Here is an 11,181-nt window from a genome sequence, read left to right on the forward strand (position 1 = left end):
TTGTGTTTTTCATCTTTGTCATGAAATTCAGAATTGACTAAATCCCATTTTTTTTCATCTATTTCAGGAAAAAAGGTGTCAGCTTCAAATTCGCCATGAACACGAGTTAATTCAATTTTATCAGCAAACGGTAAGGCTTGCTTATAAATCTCACCTCCACCAATTATAAAAATCTCTTCTTCAGTGGAACTAAATTGGATAGCTTCTTCTAGACTGTGCACAACTTCTATAGTCTCGTTTTTATAATTTTCCTGTCTGGTAATTACCACATGTTTTCTATTAGGAAGGGGCTTAGGGAAGGATTCAAAGGTTTTTCTTCCCATAATGATGTGGTGGTAAGACGTGAGAGCTTTAAACCTCTTAAAGTCATCTGGGAGACGCCAAATTAAATCGTTATCTTTTCCGAGAGCATTATTTTCTGCAGCTGCAGCAATTAGTGTAATCTTCATGATTATTAAGAATTTTCGTTATCTTGGGTTAGTTCATCGATAGGATGCTTTTTATCTACTTTTTTTTGGAGTCCTCGAAGTCGTTCTAACTGTTTTTCCACAAGTCTGTTCATTTGTTTTTCTTCCCATTCTTTACCCATTAGGTTGTTGACTATAAATACGTTGATGGCATGGATGATTAGAAAAAACAGCCAAATTAATAGGGCGGTAACAAACCAATAATTATTAAAAGGCTTGAAATCGGACCTATAGCCTAATCCGATATTTACAAATATAAAAATAACAGACCCAGCTAAAAATACAACAAGGTGAGTTACCAATCGTTTCTTTTGTTTTAAACGCTGATGAGCATTTTCATAGAGCTCTCTTAACTCAGAGTCAATTTTCTTTTTTGAACCCATTTTTAGTATATTTGAATTCCAAAATTACTAATAGTTTCACAGACTTGAACATGATAGATTTAAAAAAAGAATTCCCCGTTACCTCCGCCTATACTTACTTAAACACACCTTTTACAGGAGTGCTTTCTTCTGAAGTTTCCAAAAAGATACAAGATATGGAGGAAGATTATAGATCAAGAGGAAGTGCATTTACCAATGAAAACGAGCACCAAATTATTGAAGATACCAAATCTTTAATCGCTGAGATTTATAATTCTAAAGTTGAAAATATTGGTATTCTCAATAATTTTTCAACAGGCTTCAACCTGATATTGAATGATTTACCTGATTCATCCAAAGTTGTTTTGCTAACACAAGATTACCCTTCAGTTAATTTACCAGTGAAATCAAGGCATTTTCAAATCCACGAAGTTGATATCAATCAAAACTTAAATGAGAATTTAAGAAAAGTATTCTTAGAAGAGAAGCCAGATTTTTTCATGTTTAGTATGACTCAATTCATAAGTGGTTTGACGTTTAGTATGAAAGATCTAGAACAATTAAAGCGAGAGTTTCCAGAGGTAAGCTTTATGGTAGATGCAACTCAATATTGCGGTACTGAGCCTTTTGATTTTGAGAATTCACCCTTTGATGTCTTTGGGACAAGTGGTTATAAGTGGCTTAACGCAAGTTTAGGTAACGCTTTTTTTCTTTTTAAATCTAGCTTTTTAAATCGATTTAATTTCAGAACCGTTGGGAGCAATTCTCTTACTTCAAAACCAGATAGTAAACTGAGGTTAACTGGATTTCTTGAACCAGGGCATCACGATCTCCTCGCAGTCGCAAGGTTGAAATTTGCTTTGGAATTTCATTACAAAAGAGTGGGAATCGAATTTATTGAATCAACCATCAAAACACTTTCAAAACAAGCAAAAGCTAAATTTTTTGAGATGAATTTATTGGACAAGGAAGTCGTTGATGCAGATTCTTATCAGAATATATTCAGTTTAAAAGGAGACGAAAAATTGATGGAGAAATTGCAGCATAAAGGAATTTTAAGTGCACATCGAGGAGGTAGAATTCGAGTTGGATTTCAGTATTTTAACACAGAAAAAGATCTAGAAATTCTACTAAATGAATTGCGGGAGAATTCTTAATAAACAACTCTACTTTACAATGTTTACTTCATTCCAAAACGCCATGAAGTTTTTAATAACATCAATTTCAGATTTTATTTTGGATAATACCATACCGTGGTTTTATTTTTTTCCGCCATTTACAAATAAAGTCTAATGTCAAATGTGTAGAACACGGAGTTTGTCTTTTTTAGGGCTAAGTGTTATGGTAGTTACTGTCTAAAAAATAAGGGTGATCAAAGCTTAACGCTGAGAACTAATGATCCCCTTTGCGATTATAGTTTCATTACTTTCAACCAATTTTTATGCATTCCAAAGTGCTCTCATCTCATTTTTTTTTAAAGGTATAATTTTTATAATAACCATTTTCACTTTCAAAAACTCTTTCGATAGTTAAACTAGCTTCACTAGCTAGCCATTCTACAGTTTCATCATCATATTTTTGAGAGATTTCTGTATGTATGGTTTCCCAAGCTTTAAAGTCAACTGTGAGTTCTAGTTTTGGAATTTTGATTTGTTGTGCTTTATTGCTCACCAAAAAACTCTTGGCAGTTCCCGTTTCTGGGTCGTAGGTTTCCCAATGGAAAAACGAATCCAAGTCAAAGTTTGCATCAAACTCTTCATTTATTCTTGCGAATAGGTTTTTATTAAAAGCTTCGGTGTGTCCTTTGGGGTCATTATAGGCATCAAGAACGGTTTGCGGATGTTTTTTTTGGTCAAAGCCCATAAATAACACATCTTCTGAAGACATATTTTCTTCAATTTTCGATAAGAAATCGATGGCGTCTTCGTGCATTAAGTTTCCTATGTTGGATCCTAACACTAAAATCACTTTTTGCCTTTTGTTATAACTAGAAAGTTGATTCAATACCTCAAAATAAGTACCTTGAAGTAACTCGTAGCTTACTTTTGGTAACTCATTATTTAAAGCATTTCCAAGTTCATCCAACACATTCTGACTAATATCTACTGGTAAATAATTAAAATTGGCTCCTATGTCGGTGAGGTGACTCAGTAAAAGTTTGGTTTTTTTTCCATCACCAGCTCCCAATTCGATTAAGTCAAACCCTTCTTTAAGTTTAAATTTTTCAGCAATACTAGAAGATTGATGCTCTAAAATAGTGTATTCACTATTAGTCAGATAATATTCTGGCATGGCCATAATATCTTGAAAGAGTTTATCCCCTTTTTTATCATAAATAAATTTGGAAGACAAATGTTTAGGATAATCGGTGAGTCCTTGGATAACATCTTTTTCGAAAGCTGTATGCGTCATCGTTTGAGTTGTACTATTCATTATATAATTGTCGATTTATTTTGTAAGCCTTACACCGCTTTGCTGCCATCTCATATGAGGGTGAAAAAAATTTCTGTATGTTTTTGAGGTGTGATTACTTGACGTCAAAGCAGAACCACCGCGTAATACTTTTTGGTTAACCATAAATTTGCTATTGTATTCTCCTAGAGCGCCAGCTGCTTTTTTGTAATTTGGATATGGAGTGTAAGCGCTTTCTGTCCATTCCCAGCGTTTTCCCCAGGTGAACTTGTCTTGGGCGATCTCCCATTCAAATTCTGTGGGCAATCTATACCCTTTCCACTGAGCAAATGCAGCAGCTTCATAGTAGGAGACATGACTAAGGACATGATCTAAATTTAATGGTTTTAAACCACTTAAGGCAAACTCAGACCAACCTTCCTCCATTTTTCGCCAATATAGGGGACAGCTTATGTTTTCAGCATGGATCCAGTCCCAAGCTTCGGCATGCCATAGCAGTGGATCTTTATACCCTCCATCCTCTATAAACTCTATAAATTCTCCATTAGTGACCAGCCCATCTCGAATCTTAAACTCTTGAAGGAATACTTGATGAGCTTCAGTTTCATTGTCGTAGCAAAATCCTTTACCGTGATGACCTATTTTATAAAGCCCTTCCTTAATGGAGTGCCAGTCTTGGTTTTTTTCTTGGGAAGATTGCTCATCAAATCTCCCTTCATAGACTGGAAAAAGGGGGTTATGACCAAAGCAGTATTTAATATCCATCAATATTAATTCTTGGTGTTGTTTTTCATGATGGATACCAATTTCTACTATAGATAAAAGTTCATTGTGATTAGGATTGAACTCTAACAGATTCGATAATGCATTAGTGACATAAGATCTATAATTGAAAATTTCTTGTAAAGAGGGTCTTGATAAATTTCCACGATCAGTTTTCATCATCCGGTCTCCTTTTGTTTCATAATAACTGTTAAAGAGATAAGGATAATCTGTCTTATATAACTCATAATCTTTATTGAATTTAGTAAGTATAAAGACCTCGAAAAACCAAGACGTATGGGCTAAATGCCATTTGGTAGGTGAAACAAATTCAACAGGTTGTATAACAAAGTCCTCTAGTTGAAGAGGCTTGCATAAAACTTCCGTAAAGGTTCTCGTCTCTAAAAATTCTTGAATCATAAGTGAACAAAATGGAATTTACTAAAATAGGACTCCTAGCAAGACCTATTCTAAAAGAATTAACCAAATTTTAGATGGCCACTTTCCCTTTGATATGCGGATGTGGATCGTAATTTTCTAAAATAAAATCTTCAAACTTAAAATCGAAGATAGAATTTACTTCCGGGTTCAGCTTCATAGTAGGGAGAGGTCTTGCAGTTCTAGAAAGTTGAAGATCAATCTGTTCTAAATGGTTATTGTAAATATGGGCATCTCCAAATGTATGAATAAAATCACCTAATTTTAAATCACAGACTTGTGCAACCATCATTGTAAACAAAGCATAAGAAGCAATATTAAAGGGCACTCCTAAAAAAACGTCTGCACTACGTTGATACAGTTGGCAGGATAATTTTCCTTCAGCGACATAAAACTGGAAGAAGGCATGACAGGGCGGTAAGGCTGCTTTTCCATCGGCTATATTGTCTTCAAAAGAGGCTGAAGTATCTGGCATGACACTTGGGTTCCATGCTGAAACCATCATTCTTCGGCTATTGGGGTTTGTTTTTAAGGTATGAATCAATTCCTCAATTTGGTCTATATCTTCAGAATTCCAATTTCTCCATTGGTGGCCATATACTGGACCAAGATCTCCATCTTCATTTGCCCATTCATTCCAGATTTTAACGCCATTCTCCTTCAAATAAGAAATATTGGTGTCCCCTTTTAAAAACCATAATAATTCATAAATGATAGATTTGAGATGAATTTTCTTGGAGGTTACCAGCGGAAACCCCTCATTAAGGTCAAATCGCATTTGGTAGCCAAACACGCTTTTGGTTCCTGTTCCCGTTCTATCTCCTTTCTGGATTCCATTTTTAAGAATATGAGAAATTAAGTCATGGTACTGTTTCATAAATGTCGTATTTAAAACGTCCAAAAATAGAAATTTTAATATTTAGAGACCGATTAACAAGTATATTTTATCTTAATTAAATGGATTTATTATGCAAGTTTATTTGTAGATAAACCTGGTTTCTGAGTATTCACATTAATAAATTATAGATAGTAAAATTTTATAAAGCTTATGTTATGGATACTTTTCTAGATGGACTACTTTGTACTAACCTATAATCATCCCAGCAATAGTAGCAGACATAAGAGAGGCTAGGGTTCCGCCAATAAGTGCGCGAATACCAAATTCAGATAAAACTTTACGTTGTCCTGGTGCCAGCGAGCCTATACCTCCAATTTGGATGCCAATAGAGGCAAAGTTCGCAAAGCCACATAACATATAGGTGGCCATGATGACAGATTTTTCAAAGTTTAAGCTCAATGCATTTGCAGTGTTTTTAAGTTCTGCTAATTGGATATATCCAACAAATTCACTAGCTACTAGTTTAATCCCCAAAAGCTGTCCCATGAGCATTACATCTTCCTTGGCTACCCCTATCAACCACATGAGTGGAGCAAAGATAATCCCGAGAATCGCTTCCAATGAAAACTTATCGTAAGGCGTGTTTTGGGCAACTAATACATTAAGATTGGTGAGGTCTCCAATCTTTTCAAATCCATAATTAATAAAAGCGATTAAAGCTACAAACACTAGGAGCATGGCTGCAACATTAGCCGCAAGTTTTAAGCCTTCGGTAGTACCGTTGGCAATAGCATCTAGGATGTTAGAGCCTATTTTTTCTGAAGAAACTTCTACGTTGGTATTTATTTTTTCTTGTTGAGGATAGAGTATTTTTGAAATAACAATAGCTCCAGGAGCAGCCATGACAGAGGCTGCAAGCAAATGCTTCGCAAACGCTAATCTCATAACTGGATCATCTCCGCCAAGAAAACCTATATAGGCAGCAAGGACACCCCCTGCCACCGTTGCCATACCACCAATCATCACCAAAAGGATTTCAGAACGAGTCATGCGTTCTAAGTAAGCCTTAATCATTAATGGAGCTTCGGTTTGGCCAAGAAATATATTCCCTGCAACACTTAAGCTTTCTGCTCCAGAAATACCTAATAATTTAGAAAGCACCCAAGCTAATCCGCTCACTACCTTTTGAATAATTCCTAGGTAAAACAAGATAGAAGTTAATGCTGAAAAGAAAATAATAGTAGGTAAGATTTGAAAAATAAAAATATAGCCGTAAGTACTTGTGTCCATTAAACCTCCAAGCAAAAACTCACTTCCAGTCGCTGTGAAATCCAAGATTTTCACAAAGATATTTCCTACGAACTCGAAACCAGACTGTACAAAAGGAATTTTTAATACGCCAACGGCCAAGATAAGTTGTGCTAATAATCCAAACCCAACGGTTTTCCAATTAATGGCTTTTTTATTTTTACTTAGGATATAAGCGATAAAAAGCAAACTGAACATGCCTAAAACACCTCTCCATAGGCTATTAAAACTAAAATTTTGATTGGGAATAATAACCTTAGAGGCTGCTATTTCCGAAATGGATTCAGCAGTATTTACTTTATTGAGTTTAAGCTTAAAATTTTCAGAGGTTAGATTTAAAACAGAATCAGCAGAAAATTGAAAATCAAAAACAATATTGTTTAAAGAATTTAATCTAGGTTCTAATATTAGCTCACTACTCTCTGTAGAAAAGCTTCCTTGATATGCGAGATCATTTGTAGAATGTCGGAGTGTAAAAACGGAATCTAAAAACTCTATAGTTTGCTCGTCTTCAAAATAGGAAACCGAGTCTTTCTGTTCTTTGATATCAATTTCCCAAGTCCCTTGGATGTTTTGGGCTATTAATAAAGTAGGCAGACATAGTAGGAGTACCCAAGTCAAATGTTTCATTTCTTAGCTTCGTTTAGAAATTTCATCACGAATTTTCGCAGCACGTTCATAGTCTTCGTCAGTAACTGCTTTGTCGAGAAGTTCGTTTAGTTTTTTAGTCGTCATTTGGCTAAACTCACTTTTTAATGTAGTTGTTTCTTCAGTTGATTCTTTTTGTTCGGTAGCCTCTATATTTCTAGAATCATAGATGTCGGTACTTTCACCTTTATCTTTTAAATAAATACCAGCTTTATCAAGGATATTCTTATAGGTAAAAATAGGAGCATCAAACCGAAGTGCAAGAGCTATGGCATCACTTGTGCGAGCATCTATAGTTTCTTCAATTCCATCTCTTTCACAAACTAAACTCGAATAAAAAATTCCATCTACCAGCTTATGAATAATAACCTGCTTAACGGTAATTTTAAATCTATCTGAAAACGTTTTAAATAAATCGTGTGTGAGAGGTCGTGGAGGTTTTATTTCTTTTTCTAAGGCAATAGCTATAGACTGAGCCTCGAAAGCTCCAATAACTATTGGCAATTGTCTATCGCTATCCATATCGCTCAATAAAAGTGCGTAAGCACCATTTTGTGTTTGACTATAGGATATTCCTTTTATGCTAAGTCTAGCTAAGCTCATACTTCATGATGTTAAATAAAAAGGCGATCTAATTTTAAGGACATCTTAAAATTAGACCGCCCATTATTGAGGGCACAATTTATAAAAATTATGAGTTATTTGCTTTAAATTCCTTTAGTTTTTCAATCAATTGTGGGACAACTTCAAAAGCATCGCCTACAATACCGTAATCTGCAGCTTTAAAGAATGGAGCTTCTGGGTCGGTATTAATTACTACTTTATTCTTTGAAGCACTTATACCAGCGAGATGCTGTATTGCTCCAGAAATTCCTATTGCAATATATAAGTTGGTAGCTACAGGTTTTCCCGTTTGCCCAACATGTTCACCGTGAGGTCTCCAACCCATGTCACTTACGGGTTTTGAGCAGGCTGTTGCTGCATTAAGAACTCCAGCAAGCTCTTCTATCATCCCCCAATTTTCAGGGCCTTTCATTCCTCTTCCTGCTGAGATGACAACCTCCGCATCTGCAATACTTACTTTATCTTTATTTTTATCTACAGATTCTACGGTAATTCCGAAATTTTCATCGGTAAGTTCTGGAGAAAATTCTTCTTGCGTTAGAGAAGATTCATTTTCTTTAAGACCATAAGAATTATTTGATAATCCTAAAACTTTTATATCTGTAGAAATAGACGTCATACTGAAAGCCTTATTCGTAAAAGCTGTGCGTTCTACATTAAATCCCTCATCTAAAATTGGAAGCTTCACAGCATTAGATACATATCCCGCTTCTAGATTTACTGCAAGAAGTGGTGCCATATATTTAGCATTAGCACTTTGGCTAATGACTATAACTTTGGAATCTTCTTTTTTAGCGGCTTGCGTGATCACTTCAGCATAAGCATCAGCATTAAATTTTGAAAGTTTATCGCTGGATACTTTCAAAACTTTATCTACACCATATTGACTTAATTCCTCAACATTTTCTGCATTAACGGTAACAGCAGTTACACTAGTTCCCATTAGATCTGCAATCCCTTTGGCATAAGAAGCTACTTCGTAAGCAGCTTTCTTTAGTTTGCCATTCTCTGATTCTGTATATACTAAAATTGACATATTATTTTTTTTAAAGTTATATAGCTTTTGCTTCGTTATGAAGCAAGTCTATTAATTTATCTAAATTATCTGCGTCTATTAAAGTGACTTCACCTTTTGGCTCAGGTTTTCTAAAGCTCTTGGCTTCAGTATGAGTTTCTGATGACAAAGGCTCTATGATATTTAAAGGTTTTTTTCTAGCCATCATAATTCCTCTCATATTAGGAATTTTTAAATCGCTTTCTTCTACTAGACCTTTTTGACCACCAATAACCAAGGGTAAAGATGTTTTAATTGTTTCTTTACCTCCATCCATCTCTCTAACTGCTGTTGCTGTTTCTCCTTCAATATCTAGACTCACACATGTATTGATGAAGTTAGCTCCGATAAGTTTAGCCAACATTCCAGGTACCATACCTCCATTATAGTCTAAAGACTCTCTTCCAGCAATTACTAAATCGTATTCGCCATCTTTCGCAACTTTGGCCAATTCCTTCGCTACTTGAAAACCATCTAGAGGCTGAGTATCTACTCTATAGGCAGTATCTGCACCAATCGCTAAACATTTGCGAATGGTAGGCTCTGTATCTTTACCTCCTACAGTCACTATATCTACTGAGGCCCCTTGTTTTTCTTTAAACCACATCGCTCTTGTCAAACCAAACTCATCGTTTGGATTGATAACAAACTGAACTCCATTGGTGTCAAATTTTGTGTCGTTGTCCACAAAATTAATTTTGGAAGTGGTATCAGGCACGTGACTAATACATACTAATATTTTCATTACATCGATTTTTAAATTTTTTATGAAACAAATATAATATTTTTGACCCTAAGATACTATGCATGCATAATAAAATTTTTATAAGATTCTTATAGTATTTAGAATTATGAATTGCTACTTTTGTACTTTATTTTTAATAAAAGAAAATACATTTAAATGAGGACAATCCAATTTAGAGAGGCTATTGTAGAGGCCATGAGTGAAGAAATGAGAGCTGATGAAACTATCTATTTGATGGGTGAGGAAGTTGCTGAATACAATGGTGCTTACAAAGCATCAAAAGGTATGTTAGATGAGTTTGGAGAAAAGAGAGTTATAGATACACCTATATCCGAATTAGGCTTTACAGGAATAGGCATAGGGTCTGCCATGAACGGAAACAGACCTATTATTGAATTTATGACCTTCAATTTTTCTTTAGTAGGAATTGATCAAATTATAAATAATGCTGCCAAGATGAGACAGATGTCTGGAGGGCAGTTTAATATCCCAATAGTATTTAGAGGTCCAACGGGTTCTGCTGGTCAGTTAGGAGCAACTCACTCTCAGGCTTTTGAAAGTTGGTTTGCCAATACACCAGGGCTTAAGGTTGTGATTCCTTCTAATCCTTATGATGCTAAGGGACTATTAAAATCAGCAATTAGAGATAATGATCCTGTTATTTTCATGGAAAGTGAACAGATGTACGGTGATAAAGGAGAGGTTCCTGAAGAAGAATACACAATACCATTAGGTGTTGCAGATATAAAAAGGGAGGGAACAGATGTGACCATCGTATCTTTCGGAAAAATTATAAAAGAAGCTTATAAAGCAGCTGAAGAACTTGAAAAGGAAAATATTTCTTGTGAGATTATCGATATAAGAACCGTTAGACCTTTAGATTATGAAGCTATTTTAAAATCTGTAAAGAAAACCAATAGACTGGTAATTCTTGAAGAAGCTTGGCCTTTTGGTAATGTAGCTACAGATATTGCTTATAAAATTCAAAACGAAGCTTTCGATTATTTGGATGCTCCTATTGTGAAGTTAAATACTGCAGATACACCTGCTCCATACTCTCCTGTACTTTTGCAAGAATGGTTACCCAACAGCAAGGATGTAATAAAAGCGGTAAAAAAAGTTTTATATATTTAACACAACCTAAACTCAAAAATGAGCTTCATTTGCATAAGATTGCATCTGAAGCTTTTTCAGTTCAATGAAACATAGTCTATTACTTCTATTTGCCTTAATTACTAGTTTTGCTTTAGCTCAAACAAAGGTTAGTGGCTACATTTATGACACCTCCGGTGAGCCAGTCCCCTACGTGAATGTTATATTTTTTGATTCTTCAGAAGGAATAATTTCTGATGAAAATGGAAAATTTTACCTTCAATCGGACAAGAATTACTCATTCCTTGAGTTTTCATTTATGGGTTTTGAAACTTTGAAGTTTCCTCTGAATAAAAAGACCACTTATAATATCGAAATTAATCTTGAAGAAAATTCAGCAGAACTAAGCGAAGTCATCGTATATTCTGGAA

The 11,181-nt window shown here is 34.9% G+C and carries 12 protein-coding genes; 3 read left to right on the plus strand and 9 right to left on the minus strand.

The features are described from left to right. Together CXF67_RS02450 and CXF67_RS02455 are read right to left on the minus strand one after the other, a co-directional pair. Positions 1–449 (minus strand): dihydrofolate reductase (locus CXF67_RS02450; protein ID WP_102087301.1); only part of this gene is annotated, 449 nt, incomplete at its 3' end. A 5-nt stretch (positions 450–454) separates the two neighbouring features. After that, positions 455–850, minus strand: a complete 396-nt coding sequence (locus tag CXF67_RS02455) for a 2TM domain-containing protein (protein WP_102087302.1) — start codon at positions 848–850, stop codon at positions 455–457. Positions 851–900: 50 nt separating this feature from the next. Between CXF67_RS02455 and CXF67_RS02460 the strand changes: the two genes are divergently transcribed. Beyond that, positions 901–1,986: an aminotransferase class V-fold PLP-dependent enzyme gene (locus CXF67_RS02460; protein ID WP_102087303.1), complete on the plus strand. Its 1,086-nt coding sequence runs from the start codon at positions 901–903 to the stop codon at positions 1,984–1,986. A 307-nt stretch (positions 1,987–2,293) separates the two neighbouring features. On the opposite strand, the gene CXF67_RS02465 is transcribed toward CXF67_RS02460, so the two are convergent. The 7 genes from CXF67_RS02465 to CXF67_RS02495 form a co-directional block, all read right to left on the minus strand. Then, complete coding sequence (locus CXF67_RS02465; RefSeq protein WP_102087304.1) at positions 2,294–3,262, minus strand: L-histidine N(alpha)-methyltransferase; 969 nt, start codon at positions 3,260–3,262, stop codon at positions 2,294–2,296. Between the two features lie 15 nt (positions 3,263–3,277). Further along, positions 3,278–4,423, minus strand: coding sequence for an ergothioneine biosynthesis protein EgtB (gene egtB / locus CXF67_RS02470; RefSeq protein ID WP_102087305.1), 1,146 nt, complete (start codon positions 4,421–4,423; stop codon positions 3,278–3,280). 70 nt (positions 4,424–4,493) lie between these two features. Continuing rightward, complete coding sequence (locus CXF67_RS02475; RefSeq protein WP_102087306.1) at positions 4,494–5,318, minus strand: thymidylate synthase; 825 nt, start codon at positions 5,316–5,318, stop codon at positions 4,494–4,496. Positions 5,319–5,525: 207 nt separating this feature from the next. Continuing rightward, complete coding sequence (locus CXF67_RS02480; protein ID WP_102087307.1) at positions 5,526–7,217, minus strand: NupC/NupG family nucleoside CNT transporter; 1,692 nt, start codon at positions 7,215–7,217, stop codon at positions 5,526–5,528. A gap of 3 nt (positions 7,218–7,220) precedes the next feature. Next, positions 7,221–7,838, minus strand: a complete 618-nt coding sequence (locus tag CXF67_RS02485; protein ID WP_102087308.1) for a bifunctional nuclease family protein — start codon at positions 7,836–7,838, stop codon at positions 7,221–7,223. A gap of 88 nt (positions 7,839–7,926) precedes the next feature. Next, on the minus strand, positions 7,927–8,895 hold the full coding sequence (locus CXF67_RS02490; protein ID WP_102087309.1) for an electron transfer flavoprotein subunit alpha/FixB family protein: 969 nt from the start codon (positions 8,893–8,895) through the stop codon (positions 7,927–7,929). Positions 8,896–8,911: 16 nt separating this feature from the next. Then, positions 8,912–9,658: an electron transfer flavoprotein subunit beta/FixA family protein gene (locus CXF67_RS02495; RefSeq protein ID WP_102087310.1), complete on the minus strand. Its 747-nt coding sequence runs from the start codon at positions 9,656–9,658 to the stop codon at positions 8,912–8,914. A 156-nt stretch (positions 9,659–9,814) separates the two neighbouring features. Here CXF67_RS02495 and CXF67_RS02500 point away from each other — a divergent pair, with 156 nt between their 5' ends. Both CXF67_RS02500 and CXF67_RS02505 read left to right on the plus strand, forming a co-directional pair. Then, positions 9,815–10,792, plus strand: a complete 978-nt coding sequence (locus tag CXF67_RS02500; protein WP_102087311.1) for a pyruvate dehydrogenase complex E1 component subunit beta — start codon at positions 9,815–9,817, stop codon at positions 10,790–10,792. A 64-nt stretch (positions 10,793–10,856) separates the two neighbouring features. Next, positions 10,857–11,181, plus strand: a 325-nt coding sequence (locus tag CXF67_RS02505; protein ID WP_180957869.1) for a carboxypeptidase-like regulatory domain-containing protein, incomplete at its 3' end; no start/stop codon positions are given.

This window comes from Psychroflexus sp. MES1-P1E (assembly GCF_002836055.1).
In the GTDB taxonomy this organism is placed as follows: Bacteria; Bacteroidota; Bacteroidia; order Flavobacteriales; family Flavobacteriaceae; genus Psychroflexus.